Consider the following 19887-nt stretch of genomic DNA (forward strand, 5'->3'; position numbering starts at 1 on the left):
TTAAGTTCATGCCTTCTTTGTTTCAACCCCGCTTAAAAGTGTTGAGAGTGGGGTTTATTTAGCAAAATTTTTTTAAACTATTCTGATTTATTCAAGGGTATAAGGACAATTCAGTCATGGATAAACAAGCGATTTTATCAGCGTTAACGCCTGAAATTGTTGAAAAATTTCGTCAAGCGATTTCGCTTGGCAAATGGGAAGATGGTCGAAAGTTGACGGAGGAACAGCGTCAAACTTGTATGCAAGCGGTGATGGTGTGGGAGCATGAATTTTTGGGCGTAGAAGAGCGCACTGGCTATATTCATCGACCCAAAAAAGCGGCAGAAGACTGTGATATCGGTCATGATCATCACTACCCAAATAAACCGCAAGATGAAGATGGCGAAAAACCGATCAAATTTAGTTAGGCGATAAAAAAGGCGAGTTCGTTATCTCGCCTTTTTTACACTATTTTTTAAGTACTTATTTATCAATTATTTGAATACTTAAGTACTTAGGTATAAGTACTTAAGTATAAGTACTTGGTATTAGCTAGTTGATTATTTTTCTAAAATGGCGACCACACCTTGTCCGCCCGCCGCACAGATAGAAATCAGCGCACGACCTGACCCTTTTTGATCCAGTAGTTTAGCGGTGCTGGCAAGAATGCGACCACCCGTTGCGGCAAACGGATGTCCTGCAGCAAGTGATGAGCCATTTACGTTAAGTTTACTGCGGTCAATCGCGCCAAGTGGCTTATCAAGACCTAAGCGCTCTTTACAAAAACTTTCGTCTTCCCACGCAGCAAGCGTAGACAATACCTGTGAGGCAAATGCTTCATGAATTTCATAATAATCAAAGTCTTGCAGCGTTAATCCTGCACGTTCCAACATACGTGGCACAGCATACGCAGGTGCCATCAATAAGCCTTCTTTAACACCTTTTTTACCTGTAAAATCAACTGCAGCGGTTTCTTGGTAGGTGAGATAAGCAAGCGGTTTTAATCCATTCGCTGCAGCCCACTCATCTGTCCCTAATAACACACAAGATGCGCCATCGGTCAACGGTGTTGAGTTGCCCGCCGTCATGGTTGGGTTGGCATTTTTCTTACCAAATACAGGTTTTAATGACGCCAATTTTTCTAACGAAATATCAGGACGTAGATTATTGTCGCGTGTTAAACCCTTAAATGGCGTGATTAAATCATCAAAAAAACCCTCATCGTACGCACGCGCCAAGTTTTTATGACTATTAAAGGTAAACTCATCTTGCGCTTCACGGGTGATCGCCCATTCAAGTGCGGTGATGGCTTGGTGGTCACCCATCGATAATTTAGTACGCGGTTCACCATTTTGCGGTGCATCAATCAAGTCTTTTGGATTAATGCTTAATAACGCTTGTAAGCGATCTTTATTGGTTTTGGCATTATTAAGTTTTAACAGCGCTTTACGCAGCCCATCACCAATGCCTAAAGGGGCATCAGAAGTGGTGTCAACACCGCCTGCAATCCCTGAATCAATCAGCCCCAAGGCGATTTTATTGCTCACTGCGAAAGCCGCTTGTAGTCCAGTGCCACACGCTTGTGACACATCGTAAGCAGGCGTTTGCGGACTTAACGCCGTACTTAACACACATTCACGGGTGAGATTGATATCACGGCTTAATTTAATGACCGCGCCCGCCACAACTTCACCCAAGCGTTTATCTTGTAAGTTATAGCGTTCCACCAAGCCGTTAAGCGCAGCTGTCAACATTTCAGAGTTGCTGACATTGGCGTATTGGCCATTTGAGCGAGCGAATGGAATACGGTTGCCACCTAAAATAGCGACCTTTTTGCCAGTAGGCTGGTGAGTGGGATGTTGAAAATTGTCCATAGAAAAGTCCTTTTGAGCAATCAATTAAAAAAATTGGCTAAGCTTAAACCAAATAACTTTTTAAAAATAACTAAATTTTTTAAAAATAACTAAACTTTTTAAGTTGCAGTGATGTTACCATAAAACTTAGACAAAAATATCGCCTAAAGGTATATATATAACGATAATTTATATAAATCAATAAAACCAATAAAATTTTATTTGATATGACTATTCAAGGCTGCTTGATTGGTATAAAATTTACACAGTAAATAGGTTTAGCAGCTGTATTTAATTGAGTGTTTAACTTACTTTTTAATTGAGCCTTATCTAATAGCCTAAGCAAAACTAATTCTTCAAAGGAGTCCTTATGTCAGACCATTATTCCGAATTTGTGCAAAATCCATTGGGACGTAAGATTGCCCAAAATTTGGGGCTACCGATGCCAATCAGCCTTGAGCGTTATAAAGACGGTCAAGCACCTGTGACAGGCAGTGTCATTTTTGGGGTCAGTGAAAACGCTGTCCTGGCAAATGACATCGCCAAAGTATTGGCCAATGTGCAAGCGGATGTCTATCTAGACCTCAATGAGTCAGCGCGTGATGCTTTACAAAATGCGACGATTGACGCCGAGCAGTTTGGCGCGAATCAGTATTTTAAAGTGGCTATTTTCGATGCTTCAGGTATTAACACAACCCATGAGCTGAAACAAGTTTACAACTTCTTTCATCCGATTGCGCGTTCGATTGACCGCTCAGGTCGCGTTATCGTCATTGGCTTGCCACCTGAAAAATGCACCAGTATCGCACAGGCAGCCGCCCAGCGTGCTTTAGAAGGATTTGTCAAATCCGTCGGTAAAGAGTTTAAGCGCGGTATCACAAGCCAGCTTATCTATGTAGACCCAAATGCGGCGCAAAACCTTGAATCTACTTTACGTTTTTTTGCCTCACCGCGTTCTGCGTATGTGTCAGGACAAGTGGTGAGAGTGGGTGAAGGCAACCCAGTCACGGTTGATTGGCAAAAGCCTTTAAAAGGTAAAACACTGGTGGTGACTGGTGCGAGCCGAGGTATTGGTGAAGCCATCGCGAAAGTATTGTCGCGTGATGGCGCACATGTCATCTGTGTCGATGTGGCTGCACAGCAATCGGACTTGCAAAAAGTGGCAGGTGAGATAGGCGGTTCTACCTTAACATTAGATATCACAGCCGACGATGCTGGCGAAAAAATAGCCGCAGCGGCAGCCAAACGTGGCGGCTTAGATGGTATTGTCCACAATGCCGGCATAACCCGTGACAAGACATTGGCAAAAATGGATGATAACATGTGGGATGCCGTCATGAACGTCAATCTCAATGCAGAAGAAAAAATTGATGATTATCTGCTCAGTCATGACAGTTTCAATGAAAACGCGAGAATTGTATGTGTATCATCCATTAGTGGTATTGCCGGCAATTTGGGACAGACCAATTATGCCATGAGCAAAGCTGGCGTGATTGGCGCGGTACAAGCGACTGCGCCTACGTTGAAGAACGGTATTACCATCAACGCGGTAGCCCCAGGATTTATCGAAACCCAAATGACCGCTGCGATACCTTTTGCGATTCGAGAAGCAGGTCGCAGGATGAACTCAATGAGCCAGGGCGGTTTGCCGATTGATGTGGCTGAAACCATTGCTTGGCTGGCTTGCCCTGCATCGGGCGGCATCAATGGCAACATTGTCCGTGTCTGTGGTCAAAGTGTGTTGGGTGCGTAATTATTGACGGGCTGAAAAAATCAGTATCGAAAATATCGCTACTGATTTTTTTTCATTATTTTTTCTAAGTCAAACTTAAACTAAGCTTTATGCAAAAAATCAACAATTAGAGTGTGACATTGGTTTATAATAAGTTAAGTTCTCAGATTTTGAGATCTGACGGTAATGAAAAGTAATGGAATATACCCGAACACTATCTAATCAAATAGCCATTTTTTGGCTCAAGCTTAAAAAGTAAAAAAGTAAGGACAGTCTGTATGTCAGACCAAAATTTTAGTCGTTTGCCAAAGCCGCACACCACCTATGCCAATATTATTAAAAGTTTTTTACCCATTGGCGACCAAGATAAATCAGCCAATGCGGTGTTGCCCAATGCTACTTATAGCGTCAATATGCTTGAAATCGACCATGATAACTTAGCCGATTACCGGAGGATTTGTGGTTTTGAAAACAATAGCTATGTGCCCCCGACGTATTTTGCGGTGCTGTCGCAGTCGTTACAGATGAACATGATGGTCAAAGAGCCATTTCCCTTTGCTATGCTCGGCTTGATTCATGTGCAAAACAGTGTTACCCAATATCGGCGCATTAAAGATAGCGCAATTTTTAAAATGGCGGTGAGCTTTGCTAACCTGCGCGACCATGATCGTGGTAAGCAATTTGATTTTGTGACTAAAGTTTTTGAAAAAGATGAACTGGTTTGGGAAGGGACTTCGACGTATTTATCACGCCAAAAACGTCAAAAAACGACTCAAAAATCATCGACGACGCAAGTAGAAGCCAAGCCCACACTTGATGACAACGATATGCATGAATTTTGGGAAATTCCCGAAGATATCGGGCGTCGCTATGCGTTTATCTCTGGGGATTTTAATCTGATTCATTTGCATCCTTTATCCGCCAAGGCATTTGGTTTTCCAAAAGCCATTGCCCATGGTATGTGGACCAAAGCCAAATGCTTGGGGGCGTTGGGCGATTTGCCAGAGAGCTTTACCTGTGATGTGACGTTTAAATTGCCGATTTTTTTGCCCTCTGAGGTGGAGTTTATCGCAAAATTTGATAATCGTGATGAGCAGGTGGATTTTGGTGTGTATGATTCTACTACACCAAAAGCCAATTTGATTGGGAAAATCACCCAAGCGCAGGCTAAATAATAGCGATAAAAAGAAGGTCAATAAGGGTTCAATGTTAAGCGGCTATTTTTTTAGCAAGGTGTTTTTTAGCACAATGGTTTTTAGGAAATGGTTTTTTAGGATGCTATTGAAGCAATGAAGGATTTAATGGATTATCAAGCGCTCAATCAAAGCCTAGCACAACTGTTATCACAATTTGATCTTAATCAAAAGGTAGGTGGCTGCAGTCTTGTCATTTTTCATCAAGGTAAAGCGGTCACTCAACTGGCCCATGGCGTAGCAAATATTGATAAAACTAACCAGCAAATTACCCCTTGGCAGCCATCCACCCTGTCGCTGAATTTTTCGACAGGCAAGGGAATACTGGTTACGTTGATTCATATTTTAGTGAGTCAAAACCTTTTAGCCTATGACAAAACCCTTGCTAGTTATTGGCCAGCGTTTGCCCAAAATGGCAAAGATAGCGTCACTTTGCGCGATATACTAACGCACGAATCGGGATTATTTAATATTGTCAGTATTACCGAACATGCCAAAGACATGCTAGATTGGCAATTGATGCTCAGTAATGTTGAGCAAATGGCGTTAAATAGTCCAACTAATACGCATAGCTCAGGTAGTAGTTTAGCTAATAAAGATTCTGTTAATCAATCAACCGAATCCAGTGCGGCTTCCAATGCGGATTCTAGCGCGGCTTATAGTGCCTTGGTATCAGGCTGGGTATTGGGTGGGCTGATTGAAAAAGTAACGCAATTACCGCTGCAGCACGCGCTAGAGTATTATTTATTGGAACCGCTTAATTTGGTCGGTCAAGTCTATTTTGGGGTACCCAAAGACAAAGTCGAGCAGGTTGCCGGTCAAATACGTGCCAAAGAGACTCAAGCTAAACCTTTACTCACTCAAGATGCTGACTCAACGCTACAATTTTATCAATCACTGCCTTTTTACCCAGCATGGTTAACATTGTCTCAATCGGACAGTCCTTTGACGACGCAGGCCATTAACGCGCTGTATTTTCAACCTGCTAATATCAATATTGAAGACTACAAGTCGGCACTGGTACCCATCGGTAGCAGACAATTTAATTATTATCACCCTGTCACCCTGCAGGCGAAAATTCCTGCCGCAAATGGTGTAGCCAGTGCGCTAGCGTTGGCAACAGTCTACGCCATGCTTGCAAATCGCGGTGTTTGGCAAGGTAAAACGCTAATAAATTCTGCTGTTTTTAAGGCGCTTTCAACCATTCACAATGAGCAATTTGACAAAATCATGCCAGCGGTCATGGCATGGCGACTCGGTTATCATCGCGTGTTTAGTCTGTTTCATGATGTGTCTGATGCATTTGGACATATGGGTTACAACGGGTCAATGGCCTGGTGTGATCCCAGCCGTGCGCTATCAGTCAGCTTTGTACATAATTATGATGTGACTATGCTAGGTGATGATCGACAATTTATCTTGAATGAAACCATATTAGATTTTTTTGCTTAGCCTAATTGCTAGGGCTTATTTCTTAGCCTCGTTTTTTAGTCTGATTTAAATAAGAAAAGGAATGTAATCAATGCAGTATGATAATCAAAATATTTTTGCCAAAATTCTTCGTGGCGAGATTCCTAGCCATAAAGTTTATGAAGATGATAAAACGCTTGCCTTTATGGATATCATGCCAATGGCAGAAGGGCATGTTTTAGTCATTCCAAAATGTGAAGCCGTTGAATTGTCGGATATGCCAGCAGATTACATTGCGGCAGTGTTTAGCACCGCGCAAAGAGTCATGGCAGCGCAGCGCAAGATATTTAACCGCCAAGGTATTGTGCAGATGCAGTTAAATAATGCAGAGGCAGGACAATCGGTATTTCATTACCACATTCATTTGATTCCAAGCAGTATCTATCATCTTGGATTGCATGAAAATCGTCAAGGCGATCATGAACGCCTAGCAGCATTAGCTAATCAATTAAAATCAGCGATAGCAAATTAACTAACTGCTTGTAAGTAGCAAATGGTTAAAACCTAACCGCCTATTTGCAAGCAGGTAAGATGGTGGTAGAGGTGCAAATAGGTAAAAACCCCGCATCGGTTAAAACATCTTGTGCTTTTGCTGATTTAAGATAATCCACAAAGATTTGACTGGTTTCAGGGTGATTCAAAATTATCCCATCTTGCAGAATTGGCGGATAACTATCTTTAGGCAGTATTAAATAGTTATTGCTTAGCGTATTCACATTTTGAAGGGCAATGTTATTGGGTTTATTCAACACTTGCGAGAGACTTACAAATCCAAAATCTGCTTTTCCACTATCCGTTAACGCAAAAGTTTCATCTAGCGTATTGGTATAGACAATCTTAGACTGGATATTATTATAAAGATTTTGATTGACCAACCAGGCTTCTGCTGCCACGCCATAAGCTAAATTCTCTGGATTGGCTATCGCTAAACTAAAGGGTTTATTGTCGAGCATCAACTGATCGAGCGTGGTTGTGGGGCTAATGTCCATGGGGTATTTATGGCTATAAAGCACTAGTTGACCCCGGGTATAAGTGAAGGGCGATGATTTAGCACCCTTAACACTGGCAAGCATTTGCTTTGGGTAAGTCTGATTACCCGATAAATAAATATCAAAGTTTTGGGGATTGGCATTTACCGTATTATAGAGCGCAGCATTGGGCTCAAAGGTAATTTGAATCTTTATATTCGGATAATTGTGATTAAAATCTGATACCAAAATAGGCAATACCATGCGAAGATTGGAAAAAGCAGCTATATGTAGATCCTGAATCACTTTAGGTGAAGGGGTAGCAGGCGCATTGTTTGAAATAGCTTTGGTAGATTCTTTGGTAGATTCTTTGGTAGATTGGTTATTGGCCGACGTTGAATTTTGATTGTTATTTGATGAATTACAACCTGCCATTAATGCTGTGATAATACATAGCATTGTATTCAAACAGATCGAGGCAGTTTGATTAAAAGTCATAAATTAACAAATTCAACCCGAGTTTTTAGCGATATTATGATTTAGAGGCGGACAAGAATACTATACAAAGTAGTAAGTGAGTGTGTAAAAAACGTATCGATTTTATTGAGAAATTATTTTTTAGGTATTTCTTATTCTGAGGGAGAAATAATTGAAAAAGTTGTTGCAAAAAAAAATAAAGTTGCTAAAATACCACCCCACATAGCCAATTACAGATAAACTAAAAAGCTATAGCCATCTATGCCAGTGTGGTGAAATTGGTAGACACGACGGATTCAAAATCCGTTGCCTTTAAAAGCGTGTCGGTTCGAGTCCGACCACTGGTACCAAATTAAAGCTCCTAATAACAGGGGCTTTTTTTTTGAGTTAAAATTGCTGGATAAAAATTTAGCGTATAAATGATTTAGGTATTATTATTAATTGTTTATCAAGCAAATCTATAATGCTATAATGGATTAATTGTTACTCAGTCGCAGTACTAATACTTTTGTTAGGGGCTAATAAAAAAATTAAGTGGTGATGACGGTCATATTGCTTACTTAAATTTACAAAATTTACAAGCGTGTAGCATTCAACTTTGATTACAATTACGCACTATTATTGGTTTACTGTTAGATTTTGCCTTTTATCCTACGAGCCTTTTATCTTACGAGATTGTCACATGTTAGCAAAGCTCATAAAACTATCGCCTTTATTATTAGTTATATCTATTAGCGCCTGTAGTTCTAAAACCGCTATTACTAGTGGAATGTATTCGGGTAAACTGCCAGAAGTCATGACGCCAGATCAACCTGTTTCATTTGTTGCAGATAATGGTATACGATTTAATGTGGCTGAGTTAAGTGTAAACAATATACCCGCTCCTGATATTTTTGCTAAAAAAACGGTCTCTTTTCCTCCATTGACAAGAGACGGGGGCGTATATAATCGTATTGCTAAAGGAGATGTATTAGGAATTAATCTTCCGGGATATCCTGAAGTTGTTGGTACTAGTTCAGCAGCAGGTAATAGCATTTACGGTAATGGCTTTTTAGTTGATCAAAGCGGTTATATTCAATTTCCAATGATAGGACGAATAAAGGCAGAGGGGCTTACAGTAGCTGAACTCACTAGTCAATTAACTATTCGTTTATCACGTTATCTTAAACATCCAGATCCACAAGTTCGTGTACTTTCCTACCGTGGTAATAAATTTTATGTTGATGGACAAGTAAAATCGCCTGGGCAATTTGACATTGCTGATCAGCCCATCAATCTTTATACCGCTATCAGTATGGCAGGTGGCACCATTAATACCTCAGATACCAATAACATTCAGCTGATACGCGACGGTAGAAGCTATAACTTTGGTTTTAAGTCACTGCAAAATGCTGGGTATTCTCCTAATCAAGTGATAATCCGTAATGGTGACACAATCAAAATCGGTGATTTGACCGAAAATAAAATTACTGTCATGGGCGAGTTTAACAAAATCAGTAATATTGAAATTCCTGAAAACGGTATCAATTTGGCGGGCGTCATAGGGGAGGCGAATGGATTAATTGGTACTACTGCAAATGCTAAAAAAGTTTATGTATTACGTGAAAATTCGTCGAATAATGCTAATATCTATTATGTTGATATGACTTCCCTAACAAATTTTTCTTTAGCAAATCGCTTTAAAATGCAACCGGGTGATGTGGTGTATGTAGACCCAACTGGTTTAACACGCTGGAATCGTATTCTTAGTCAAATCCTTCCTTCAGCGGCATTACCTGGAGTTGTAAGACAATTTTAATAGCTAGGTTTTTATTATGTCATTTAAAAAAATTTTAGTGGTATGCGTCGGTAATATCTGCCGTAGTCCTATCGGTGAAGCGCTATTACAGAAGCAGCATCCTAATTTGACTGTAAAATCAGCGGGATTAAGCGCATTAGTGGGCGAAGGGGCAGATGACAAAGCCATTCAAGTGATGGATGAATGGAATGTTGATATGCGTAGTCATCGCGCCCAGCAGCTTACCCAAGAATTGATGCAAACCTTTGATTTAGTACTCTGTATGTCCAAAGACCAAGAGAATTGGATAAAACAAAATTACTCAAGCCAACGTGGCAAAGTATATCGGATTGGTCACTGGATAAACGAAAATGTAGCCGATCCTTATAAACTACCTATCGATAAATTTTATGAAAGTCGACAAGTGCTTAGTAGAGCCGTAGAAAGTTGGAAGGATAAATTAGCGTAAATTCTGACGCTAGCCAGTTTTTCGAAATTATAAGAAAGATTTATTTATTCTGTAACAATTAAAATGTATTTTATCGTAGTTTAGCATCAAGTGAGTAAGCATGGATCAGAAAGTGAATGATGATGAAATTGATTTAAGAGCGTTAATCGCAGTTTTGTTAAATCATTGGAAATTAATTTTATCAATGCTGTTACTTGGTTTATTAGGCGGTATTTATTATGCCCAATCGGCAACGCCAATCTATAAAACAAACTCATTGATCCAAGTTGACAAAAAATCCTCAGGCGTTTCTGCGTTAGGTGAGGATGTTGTAGGTCTTCTAAACGCTCAGGATAGCTCTGCGCAAACAGAAGTAGAAATCATCAATTCTCGCATGATTCTGTGGCCTGTCATTAACCAATTGCACTTAGATTTAAATGTCAATCAGCTTAAAGACAGTTTTTTAGACAAATTACTTACCAAGAAAAGTTCTTTAGTTAGTCATACAGACAATGGTGTGGGTAACTTAAAGGTGGGACTTTGGATAGCTGAATTTAATGTACCATTAGCTTATCAAAACAAGAATTTCGTGTTGACAGCAATTGACAGCCAAAATTTTAAACTGATTTCGCCTGATGGCGCTGAGTTTACCGGTAAAGTTGCAACAGCATCGCGTTTCAAAACGAGTGCGGGTAATATAGATATTCAAGTCACCTCATTAGCACCCGGTTACTCTTACAATTTAAGTAAACTTACACCTGCTAAAGCGATTAGTAATTTACGTACTACACTTGCAGTCGCTGAAAAAGGCAAACAAACTGGCATTTTAGACGCTTCACTTACAGGCGCTAATCAAGATGAAATCACCCATACATTAACGCGCATTGTTAAAATGTATGAAACGCAAAATCTTGATAAAAGTAGCGCGGAAACGACTAAAACTCTCGCGTTTATGCAAGAGCAACTGCCTAAACTCAAATCAAAACTTGCCGAAGCTGAAGCAAAATTTAATAATTTTCGTGAACAAAATGCAACCGTTGATATCGATAAAGAAGCGGAATTGGCTGTCACACAAAGAGCGACAATTGAAACTAATCTACGTGAGCTTGAGCTAAAACGAGCCGAATTATCTGAGCGTTATACGGATGAATATCCGGTATTAAAGCAATTAAATATGCAAATACAAGAGCTGAAAGACAAAGAAGATGCTCTTAAACAAAATATTACGCGTATTCCAGAGGTTCAACGTCAGTTTTTAGAATTATCGAGTGACGTTAAGATTAGCAATGAGATTTATTTAAATATGCTCAAAAATTACGAGCAATTACAAATTGTCAAATCTGGACAGTTGGGTAATGTACGCATTATAGATTTACCTATTAATACCTATGAACCTATCGCACCAAAAAAAGCACAAATTGTCCTAATTGCGACACTGTTAGGTTTGATGTTAGGCATCGGGCTAGCATTCTTAAAATCATTGCTGTTCGCGGGCGTGAAAAATTTAGAAGAACTAGAGAACAATACAGATATTCCGGTGATTGGTGTCATTCCTCATTCGCCTCGATTAACGCGGTTGTTAAAAAGTAAATCAACTAAAATTCCGTTGGTTGAGCAAATTGAACCTGAAGGGATGGTCAGTGAAGGCTTTAAGTCCATTCGCACTCATTTATTGTTTAATGCAACAAAAACCGATGGCAATACGTTATTGATAACGAGTGCAGGCCCTGGTATTGGTAAGTCATTTATTTCAGCAAATCTTGCCGTGGCAATGGCGATGACAGGCAAACGGGTACTGTTAATTGACGCGGATGCTAGGTTAGGTCATCTGCAAGATCGATTTAATTTGCCAAATATCAATGGATTGGTTGATTATTTGGTTGATGATACGATTGATGCGGCTAATAGCAGCTATATGATTCAAACCACACTATATGAAAATCTTCATTTTATACCTAGGGGCAAAGGCCATAGCCACGCTTCAGAATTATTATTAAACGGAAAAATGAAAGCGCTTCTAGATTTTTATCGTCAGTTTTATGATTATATCATTATCGATACTTCACCTGTAATGGGTACTTCAGATGCGCTATCGATAGGGCAATTGGTGGATGCAGTCTTATTTGTCGTAAGATATGAGGTATCAAACCTAAAACAGGTAAATTATGCGATCGAAAAACTACAACGTGCGAATGTAAAAGTAGAAGGGATTATTTTCAATGATGCTAAGCAGTCTTTAATTGGTGCGTATAATTATCATTACGGTTATGAATATAAATCAAAAAATTAACGATATAAAGATGAATAATAGCCATATCATCTACTAGGTTTTATATGAGCAATACAACTAGCGCTACTAAAGCGCCTTTAGCTTTTACCGTATTATCCAATGCGATTGAGCAGCCTCGCTGGCTAAAAGTAGTAAGTCTGTTTGTGATAGATTATATTGCATCTATTATTACTTTGATTTTAGCGATTGCCCTAAGGTATGCAAAATTTGATTTTCATACCAATATCTTGTCAATTATGCTACTTGGCGCTTTACCTGTTATCTTTTTAGCGGTTACTAAGTTTTACTCGCATGTTATTCGAGTTTTTCAAGATGAGCGTATGCGCTGGGCGCTCGTAGTTTTGTTAGGTTATCTATTAATTAGTCAAATACTGATTTTTTTAGGGGTAACACCTGATATTCCTAGAGCGGCGACCGCTATCCATGTTTTTTTGCTTTATTTATGGATATGGAATAGCCGAATTGTTTTGCAATTTATTATTTCAAGAACATTGCATCCTGAATTCTATGCACAAAAAAAAGAAAATGTATTGATTTACGGTGTGGGTCACATAACCAAAGATTTGATGCATGTACTTCATCAAACTCACCAATTTAAAATAGTTGGGATTATCGATGTCAATGATAACTTTATTGGTGCTAGGGTACTAGGGGTTAAAGTCTATCCTAAAGATAACCTTGAGTCTTTAATCACAGACTTAGAAGTCAATCATGTATTTTTTGTACTCCCCAGCCATCAACGTCATATCCAAGAGCGTATTGTTAAGCAATTAGAAAATGTACCAGTTAAAATTAGTGAAATTCCAAGTTTGGAAGAAATCACCAGTGGTCGTATCAAATTATCAGATATTAAACCGGTTGATGTGCTAGATGTACTACAACGCAATACGGTTAAACCGGATACATCGCTACTTGCCAAAAACATCAAAGATAAAGTTGTGATGGTCACAGGGGCGGGCGGTTCAATCGGCAGTGAGTTATGTCGCCAAATATTAAAGCAGCAACCAAAAGCCCTGGTATTATTTGAACTGTCGGAGTATGCGCTGTATGCCATACATGGTGAACTACAAAAACTTGCCAAAAATATACAGCAGGAAAGACAACTACTAACTGTAACGCCGCTCTATGTTCATCTAGGCAGTGTTACCAATCAAAAACTTATTGAACTGTTGTGCAACCAGTACAAGGTTCAAACCATCTACCATGCAGCCGCTTATAAACATGTCCCTATCGTCGAAAGTAACGAATACGAGGGTGTAATTAATAATTTTGTTGGTACTTACAATACTTTAAAAGGCGCAGTGAGTGCGGGCGTGGAGACTTTTGTGGCCATCTCAACTGACAAAGCCGTCCGACCAACCAATGTTATGGGTGCGACCAAACGCATGGCAGAGTTGGCATGTCAAGCGATGGCTGCAGACCAATCAACAACTACCATCAGTATGGTCAGATTTGGTAATGTATTAGGGTCATCAGGTTCTGTCGTACCGCTGTTTAATAAACAAATTGCCGCAGGAGGGCCTATCACCTTGACGCATCCAGACGTGACAAGGTATTTCATGACTATTCCTGAGGCTGCTCAGCTCGTTATCCAAGCAGGTGCGATGGCGCATGGTGGCGAGGTATTTGTGCTGGATATGGGTGAGCCAGTCAAGATTATGGACTTGGCCAAACGTATGATTACGTTGAGTGGACTTAAAGTTAAAGACCAAAATAATCCGAATGGTGATATTGAAATAGTCATTGCAGGCCTGAGACCGGGTGAAAAGCTGTATGAAGAGCTTATTATTGATGGTGATAATATCGAATCCACCCAGCATCCATTAATCATGCAAGCTCGAGAACGTAGTTTTGCTAAGATTGAACTTAATGATTTCATAGACCATATTATCGAACAATATAATAATGAAAAAGACTTATATTGGCTAAGGCAAAAATTTGAATATTTTGTTGAAGGATATAGGAATAGAAGTAATCCTTAGCTAATAGGCATCTATAATATAAAAAATTAGTAATAATTTTAGCTTATTTAATTTAATGAAATCTCTATTCACATCTAAAATTTTATATATTTAATATGGCTTAACTGCAATGAATAAGACTCAACTATTAAAAAATTTAGGTATTTATGACTTTGCATTATATTTTCTTTTTTTAAAAGAAAGGATGACATTTAATTTCAATGAATCTTCTAAATTAACTTATAAAGACCACTTAGAAAAAGATATTGTTATTAGAAATCATAATAAAAAAAATGCTGATATACCAAAAATAATTTGGATGTTTTGGGACAGTGAAAGTATTCCTGCAGAAGTTAATCTATTTAAAGAACGTATAAAAATTGATAATCCTGAATATGAGTTAAATTTAGTAACTTTTGAAAATTTAAATTCGTATGTGGATGAGTTAGTATTTGACGAAAACGTCGAAATACCTATAGCAAATAAAAGCGATTTAATTAGATTGGCACTACTTTATAAATATGGGGGTATTTGGCTAGATATCACCACTATATTGTTAAAACCGCTTTCTTGGTTTTTACAAATTGATAATATTAATAATTTTGATTTGATTGCTTTTTATCGTGAAAAATCAACAACTGATTTTTCTCGACCCATCATAGAAAGTTGGTTTTTAGCTGCCCCGCCCAATAATGAATTTATAAAAAGATGGTATGAGGCTTTAGCACCTTTATTGACTATGGGAGCAAAAAAATATTTTTTTAAATTAAAGGAACATCCAAATTATACTCAAATTTTACAATCTATAGATAGGCCTGACTATCTCTTAGTTTATTTAGCTGCCCAGTTATTATTATTAAATTACCCTAATCAATACAATTTTTATTTAAGAAAATGCGAAAATAATGCATTTTTGATTCATGAAAATGTGAAATGGAATGCTATTAAGATAAATAGCTATTTAGCATTTAAAAACATAGATAAAATCAATGGATTACCAATCGTAAAAATCACTTCCTTTGAACGTATATTTCTAAATGTTTTATTACAAAATAACTTAGTAAGTAATAATAGTATTTACGGCTCATTATTAGAGAATAAAAAACACTAATGAAAAATAGCCTAAAAAAAATATTAAATGAACGATTAAAAAATTCTTTATGGATGGTTAGTGAAAAAGGTTTAAGTTTCTTTGGCTTAATATTTGTCACTTCATTAGTAGCTAAATATATAGGTCCCTCGGTATATGGAGAGTTAGCATTAGCAGGCACTATTTTTGCTATTATAAGAGCGGTAGCAATATTAGGGATAGATCAAATTTATTTTAAGCAGGCAAGCAAAAAATCTTATCAAAATAGCCAATTAATTGTAAATGCAATTTATATTATAAGCAGTATCTATATACCTTTTTCTGTCTTAACGTTGGGCTGGTTTTATTTTTATGGTAGTGGTCAGCATACAGTGTTTTTCGTGGCAACCTGTTTAGCAGTGTATATTGGTGTAATTGATATTAGAGCTATTCATTTGGATGCTATTTTGCTTTCTAAGTATAATGTAATGGCAAATTCAGTTGGTATCCTAATTAGCTTGATTTCACGATATTTGATAGTAAAATTTAACTTGCCTATTGAATTATTATCAATTCCAATTATTCTTACTGCTTTTGTACCGTTTGTATTACGACAGTTAATCTTTAGTTCTAAAGTTAAATTGCAAAATCCTAAATTAAAGCTTATTCATTTTATTAGTTATTACAGATATTTTTTAAAAGTTGGAATTCCGTTAGTTGTATCGAGTTTATCAGTCACAATTTATACGCAATGTGCTAACTTGATTTTAGCTTCTCTCGAAGGTACTAAGGAAGTTGGTTACTATTCAATCGCTTCAACGCTAGCAGGTTGTTGGTATTTTGTACCTGTTACTCTTATGATGTCTTATCTATCAGGCATTTATAATGAAAGGGATGAGGAAAAATCACTAAAAAAATCAGTAAGATTGTTTAGAAGCATTAGTATTTTTTGTATTTTTATTATTACAATGTTAGCTTTATTTGGTAAATTCATTATTACTAAATTATACGGCGATGCGTTTATCCCTTCAATTGAGATATTTTACTATCTACTCTTAGCAAATTACTTTTCAGTCATGGGATTTTTCTTCTTTAGATTGACATTAAAATATGGAGGTTATAAATTTTTGGCAAATAAAATGGTGTTAACCTGTATTATTAATGTGCCTCTTACATATATATTAGTAAGATTATATGGTGTTATTGGCGGTGCTTATGCAATTGTTATTACTGAGTTCATTTCAAGTTTTATAATTAATTTGCTTTATAAACCTTTAAGAGCGAAAGAGATTCTTTTAAGAACAATTGGAATCAATATAATCAAATAATTCGAAATTTTACTATATGAGGTATAAAGATGTCATGGATTAAATTAAGCTTGATAATACCAATGTATAATGTTGAGAGTTATATATCTGAGTGCATTAATAGTATACAAAATCAAATTACTGATGAAGTTGAAGTTATAATCATTGATGATGGTTCAACAGATAACTCAAAAAAAATACTGGATGAATTAATTTTTAATTTACCAAAAAATAAAGCTAAACAATTTAAAGTTTTTAGCCAAAAAAATCAAGGTCAAAGCGCTGCAAGAAATAAAGCACTGAATATTGCATGTGGAGAATATGTGGGGTTTATTGACTCAGATGATATTTTGGATGGAAATTATATAAAAGAATTATTTAGGATAATAAATGGTTATGAGCCAGACATTATATCTATCAGAGCGGCAGGATTTAAAAAATTAATCAATGACCAAGATGTAATCTCTGAAATGAAACTACTAGATAAAGTGGGATTATATGACTTAACTGATGAACTGAAAATTGAAATTTTTAATAGACATCATTGGTATATATGGTCATATATTGTAAAGAGGTCCATTATTAAAAATAATAGGTTTATTTCAGGAATTTATTTTGAGGATGCAGTGTTTTTATCTTCATTGGTACTTAGATTAGATAACATTTATTTTTCTGATAAAAAAATTTATAACTATAGATATAATATGAATGGCAGCCTCCTTTCAGCTTCTTCGAAGAATGTTCAGAAAAATATTAATAGCTATAAATTTATAATAAATTATTTTTATAATGAAATAAGAAACAATAATTTTTATTCTATATCTTATGTAATTTCATTACGAACTTATTTAGCATACTTAAAAGATAAAAAAGGTATTTTTGCAATGATAAAAGCATATTATGAGTTTTCTGATTATCATAAATATGTGAATAAAAAATTACTGTTAAATAGAGGCAATTTTTTATTTTATAAATTTGGTGTTTCTTTTCTTATTTTTCTAAGTATTTTTAGGAAGTTAGTAAATGGTTAATTTAAGTTTAATTGTTCCTGTTTATAATGTGGAAAATTATATTATTGAATGCTTAAATTCAATTGTAAAGATTATTCCTAGTGATGGTTCAACTGAGGTAATTATTATTAATGATGGTAGTCCAGATAATTCTATTAATTTGATAGAAAATTATATCTTAAATTTAAATGATAATATAAAAAATAATTTTCATATTTTTAGTCAAGAGAATAGAGGTCTTAGTGGCGCTCGTAATACAGGAATAAATAATGCTAAAGGTCGATATTTAGCGTTTCTTGACTCTGATGATGTACTTCAAGGTGATTTTTTTAATGATATTTTGGCTATAATAAAGAAACATAATCCGGATATTGTTGAGTTTAGAGCTATTCGCTTTGATGATAATGGCAATACATCAAATAACTTTTTCCCAAAATTATTTAATGATGGCTTTTATAATTTAGATCAAAAGATATGGAAAAAACTGTGTAATAGATCTGCATGGTTCTCATGGTTAAGAGTTTATAATAAAAATTTATTTGATGATATTAAATTTCCTGAAGGAAAGAACTATGAGGATGCTTATACTACGCCTTATGTTTATTTAAAGGCAAAAAATATTTATTTTTGTAATAATGAATATATAGGTTATAGAATTAATCCGAATGGAATTACTGCAATTAAATCTATAAAAAATATAAATGATATAGGTGGAGCTGCTGAGAAGCTAATAGGCTTTTTTAACTATAGGCCCGAATTGAGCTCAAGTTTTATATCTTTAGCGCAATACTATATAGCTAATAGCTATGAAACGGAGGGCTTTTTTGTAGCAAATAAGAGATGGAAAGTTTTAAAAGAGCAATTATATACATCATCATTTGATAAAAAATATATAGTAAATCGCGGGAATAAATTTTTTTTTCTATTTGGAATATATTTTATCAGTGCAATGTTTTATTCAAGAAAATTTGGTATTAAAAAATGAAAAAAAAATAAGTAATGATAAAACTGTTAAATTTTATTTAGGTCAACCTCTATCTGATATTGAAGAAAAATTTGATCATAATTTTGTGGAAGAAAAGCTAAAAAGAATAGAAATTGATTACTATTTTCCTCATCCTCGTGAAATAGAATACCCTAAAGGTAACTTTGAGACAGTAGATAGTATTTTGATATTTGAAGACTTTATTATTAAATATTTAGTTGAAAATCCAGAAGTTAAAATTGAGGTTTATAGTTTTATTAGTAGTGCATTATTGAATGTTAGCTCACTCTTAAAAGTTCAATGTATATATTTGTATAATGATGATTTTATGATGCGTTATAAAGATTTTTATTTTTTTTCTAAAAGCAAATTTAATATTAAATTGAAAAATGTTGAGTCTATATAATGATAAAACTTAAAAATAATCTTCTTAATTACTTATCTGAAAAACCATTTTTCTTAAAATGGTTTTTCAAGCTTTTTAAAATTTTTTCTAATAAACCTCCAGTTTATGATTTAAAAGATGAAATACTAGATATAAAAAATTCTAGTTCTTTATTTAAACATAAAGTCCCTAAAGTAATTTGGTTATTTTGGGGGGAAGAAAATATTCCTTTTCATATCCAAATTTATGTCAATCGTATCTATGAGCTAAATAAAGAATACAATATAGTTGTTTTAGGTTTTCATAATTTGCCTGAATACTTAAGAGAGTTTAATTTTTCTCCTGATACACCTATTGCTAATCAAACAGATTTAATTAGATTGAATTTATTATATAAGTATGGTGGTATATGGATAGATATATCTACTATTTTAAATAAAAGTTTAAATGAAATATTTCCACTATTGGATGAAGCTCATAATTATGATTTAATAGCTTTTTACAATAATTCATCAACATTAGACTATAACAGACCCATTATAGAAAGTTGGTTTTTAGCTGCACCAAAAAATAATGAGTTTATAGGATTATGGCTGAAAGAGTTTTCTAAAATAGAATTAATGGGTGCTAAAAAGCTTTATACATATATTTCTAGTAGAATTGATTACGAAAAAATAAAGCAAAAGATTTCTAATCCAGAATACCTATTAATCTATCTAACACAACAGATAGTTTTATTGAATAAAAGTGATTTTAATTTTTATTTAAAAAAATGTGAAAATAGTGCTTTTTTTTATCAAAATCATTATGGTTGGAAACCTTTAAAAATGCATAATTTACTTATTAATTATGATGTTTTAGAAATTTATCCATTGCCACCTATAATTAAATTGGTTTCTGGTGATAGGAAATTATTACCTCAATTAATAGAAAGTGATTTAGTTGGTAAAAACAGTATTATTGGTAAAATGGTTAAGGATTAA

The 19887-nt window shown here is 35.6% G+C and carries 17 protein-coding genes and 1 tRNA gene; 16 read left to right on the plus strand and 2 right to left on the minus strand.

The genetic code is table 11. The features are described from left to right. Positions 1-116 precede the first annotated feature (116 nt). Complete coding sequence (locus RTP55_RS08865) at positions 117-407, plus strand: YeaC family protein (protein WP_036595824.1); 291 nt, start codon at positions 117-119, stop codon at positions 405-407. A gap of 132 nt (positions 408-539) precedes the next feature. On the opposite strand, the gene RTP55_RS08870 is transcribed toward RTP55_RS08865, so the two are convergent. Continuing rightward, on the minus strand, positions 540-1853 hold the full coding sequence (locus RTP55_RS08870; protein WP_095355327.1) for an acetyl-CoA C-acetyltransferase: 1314 nt from the start codon (positions 1851-1853) through the stop codon (positions 540-542). A 349-nt stretch (positions 1854-2202) separates the two neighbouring features. On the opposite strand from RTP55_RS08870, the gene RTP55_RS08875 reads away from it, so the two are divergent. From RTP55_RS08875 to RTP55_RS08890, 4 genes are all read left to right on the plus strand, one after another. Continuing rightward, positions 2203-3585, plus strand: a complete 1383-nt coding sequence (locus RTP55_RS08875; protein ID WP_312385629.1) for a 3-oxoacyl-ACP reductase — start codon at positions 2203-2205, stop codon at positions 3583-3585. 257 nt (positions 3586-3842) lie between these two features. Beyond that, on the plus strand, positions 3843-4739 hold the full coding sequence (locus RTP55_RS08880; RefSeq protein ID WP_312385630.1) for a MaoC family dehydratase: 897 nt from the start codon (positions 3843-3845) through the stop codon (positions 4737-4739). A gap of 114 nt (positions 4740-4853) precedes the next feature. Continuing rightward, on the plus strand, positions 4854-6209 hold the full coding sequence (locus tag RTP55_RS08885) for a serine hydrolase domain-containing protein (protein ID WP_312385631.1): 1356 nt from the start codon (positions 4854-4856) through the stop codon (positions 6207-6209). Positions 6210-6279: 70 nt separating this feature from the next. Then, the gene (locus tag RTP55_RS08890) at positions 6280-6699 is read left to right on the plus strand and encodes an HIT family protein (protein WP_312385633.1); all 420 of its coding nucleotides are present in this window, start codon (positions 6280-6282) and stop codon (positions 6697-6699) included. Positions 6700-6739: 40 nt separating this feature from the next. Here the strand turns inward: RTP55_RS08890 and modA are convergent, their stop codons facing one another. Further along, entirely contained in the window at positions 6740-7693 is a 954-nt protein-coding gene (modA, locus tag RTP55_RS08895; protein ID WP_312385635.1) for a molybdate ABC transporter substrate-binding protein, read from the minus strand. Positions 7694-7935: 242 nt separating this feature from the next. On the opposite strand from modA, the gene RTP55_RS08900 reads away from it, so the two are divergent. From RTP55_RS08900 to RTP55_RS08950, 11 genes are all read left to right on the plus strand, one after another. Continuing rightward, positions 7936-8022 (plus strand) — tRNA-Leu (locus tag RTP55_RS08900). A 332-nt stretch (positions 8023-8354) separates the two neighbouring features. Further along, positions 8355-9470, plus strand: a complete 1116-nt coding sequence (locus RTP55_RS08905) for a polysaccharide biosynthesis/export family protein (RefSeq protein ID WP_312385637.1) — start codon at positions 8355-8357, stop codon at positions 9468-9470. 16 nt (positions 9471-9486) lie between these two features. Further along, a complete protein-coding gene (locus tag RTP55_RS08910; RefSeq protein WP_312385639.1) occupies positions 9487-9918 on the plus strand; it encodes a low molecular weight protein-tyrosine-phosphatase in 432 nt (143 codons plus the stop codon). Positions 9919-10018: 100 nt separating this feature from the next. Continuing rightward, a complete protein-coding gene (locus tag RTP55_RS08915) occupies positions 10019-12187 on the plus strand; it encodes a polysaccharide biosynthesis tyrosine autokinase (protein ID WP_312385641.1) in 2169 nt (722 codons plus the stop codon). A 44-nt stretch (positions 12188-12231) separates the two neighbouring features. Next, positions 12232-14169, plus strand: coding sequence for a polysaccharide biosynthesis protein (locus RTP55_RS08920; protein WP_312385642.1), 1938 nt, complete (start codon positions 12232-12234; stop codon positions 14167-14169). A gap of 109 nt (positions 14170-14278) precedes the next feature. Further along, complete coding sequence (locus RTP55_RS08925; protein WP_312385643.1) at positions 14279-15259, plus strand: glycosyltransferase family 32 protein; 981 nt, start codon at positions 14279-14281, stop codon at positions 15257-15259. Beyond that, entirely contained in the window at positions 15259-16545 is a 1287-nt protein-coding gene (locus tag RTP55_RS08930) for an oligosaccharide flippase family protein (RefSeq protein WP_312385644.1), read from the plus strand. The genes RTP55_RS08925 and RTP55_RS08930 overlap by 1 nt, the downstream gene beginning before the upstream one ends. Positions 16546-16574: 29 nt before the next feature. Next, positions 16575-17555: a glycosyltransferase family 2 protein gene (locus RTP55_RS08935; RefSeq protein ID WP_312385646.1), complete on the plus strand. Its 981-nt coding sequence runs from the start codon at positions 16575-16577 to the stop codon at positions 17553-17555. Then, positions 17548-18519, plus strand: coding sequence for a glycosyltransferase family 2 protein (locus RTP55_RS08940; protein WP_312385647.1), 972 nt, complete (start codon positions 17548-17550; stop codon positions 18517-18519). Before RTP55_RS08935 ends, RTP55_RS08940 begins: the two co-directional genes overlap by 8 nt. Next, positions 18479-18925 (plus strand): glycosyltransferase family 52, encoded by a 447-nt coding sequence (locus tag RTP55_RS08945; RefSeq protein WP_312385649.1) that lies wholly within the window; start codon positions 18479-18481, stop codon positions 18923-18925. Before RTP55_RS08940 ends, RTP55_RS08945 begins: the two co-directional genes overlap by 41 nt. Beyond that, the gene (locus tag RTP55_RS08950) at positions 18925-19887 is read left to right on the plus strand and encodes a glycosyltransferase family 32 protein (RefSeq protein ID WP_065252752.1); all 963 of its coding nucleotides are present in this window, start codon (positions 18925-18927) and stop codon (positions 19885-19887) included. The genes RTP55_RS08945 and RTP55_RS08950 overlap by 1 nt, the downstream gene beginning before the upstream one ends.

Origin of the sequence: Moraxella sp. CTOTU47579, from assembly GCF_032004885.1 — a bacterium.
In the GTDB taxonomy this organism is placed as follows: domain Bacteria; phylum Pseudomonadota; class Gammaproteobacteria; order Pseudomonadales; family Moraxellaceae; genus Faucicola; species Faucicola tetraodonis.

Bases quoted from the DNA above. Each gene is read 5' to 3' on its own strand.
- RTP55_RS08865 (WP_036595824.1), top strand. From the start codon at position 117: ATGGATAAACAAGCGATTTTATCAGCGTTAACGCCTGAAATTGTTGAA.
- RTP55_RS08870 (WP_095355327.1), bottom strand. From the start codon at position 1,853: ATGGACAATTTTCAACATCCCACTCACCAGCCTACTGGCAAAAAGGTC.
- RTP55_RS08875 (WP_312385629.1), top strand. From the start codon at position 2,203: ATGTCAGACCATTATTCCGAATTTGTGCAAAATCCATTGGGACGTAAG.
- RTP55_RS08880 (WP_312385630.1), top strand. From the start codon at position 3,843: ATGTCAGACCAAAATTTTAGTCGTTTGCCAAAGCCGCACACCACCTAT.
- RTP55_RS08885 (WP_312385631.1), top strand. From the start codon at position 4,854: ATGAAGGATTTAATGGATTATCAAGCGCTCAATCAAAGCCTAGCACAA.
- RTP55_RS08890 (WP_312385633.1), top strand. From the start codon at position 6,280: ATGCAGTATGATAATCAAAATATTTTTGCCAAAATTCTTCGTGGCGAG.
- modA (WP_312385635.1), bottom strand. From the start codon at position 7,693: ATGACTTTTAATCAAACTGCCTCGATCTGTTTGAATACAATGCTATGT.
- RTP55_RS08905 (WP_312385637.1), top strand. From the start codon at position 8,355: ATGTTAGCAAAGCTCATAAAACTATCGCCTTTATTATTAGTTATATCT.
- RTP55_RS08910 (WP_312385639.1), top strand. From the start codon at position 9,487: ATGTCATTTAAAAAAATTTTAGTGGTATGCGTCGGTAATATCTGCCGT.
- RTP55_RS08915 (WP_312385641.1), top strand. From the start codon at position 10,019: ATGGATCAGAAAGTGAATGATGATGAAATTGATTTAAGAGCGTTAATC.
- RTP55_RS08920 (WP_312385642.1), top strand. From the start codon at position 12,232: ATGAGCAATACAACTAGCGCTACTAAAGCGCCTTTAGCTTTTACCGTA.
- RTP55_RS08925 (WP_312385643.1), top strand. From the start codon at position 14,279: ATGAATAAGACTCAACTATTAAAAAATTTAGGTATTTATGACTTTGCA.
- RTP55_RS08930 (WP_312385644.1), top strand. From the start codon at position 15,259: ATGAAAAATAGCCTAAAAAAAATATTAAATGAACGATTAAAAAATTCT.
- RTP55_RS08935 (WP_312385646.1), top strand. From the start codon at position 16,575: ATGTCATGGATTAAATTAAGCTTGATAATACCAATGTATAATGTTGAG.
- RTP55_RS08940 (WP_312385647.1), top strand. From the start codon at position 17,548: ATGGTTAATTTAAGTTTAATTGTTCCTGTTTATAATGTGGAAAATTAT.
- RTP55_RS08950 (WP_065252752.1), top strand. From the start codon at position 18,925: ATGATAAAACTTAAAAATAATCTTCTTAATTACTTATCTGAAAAACCA.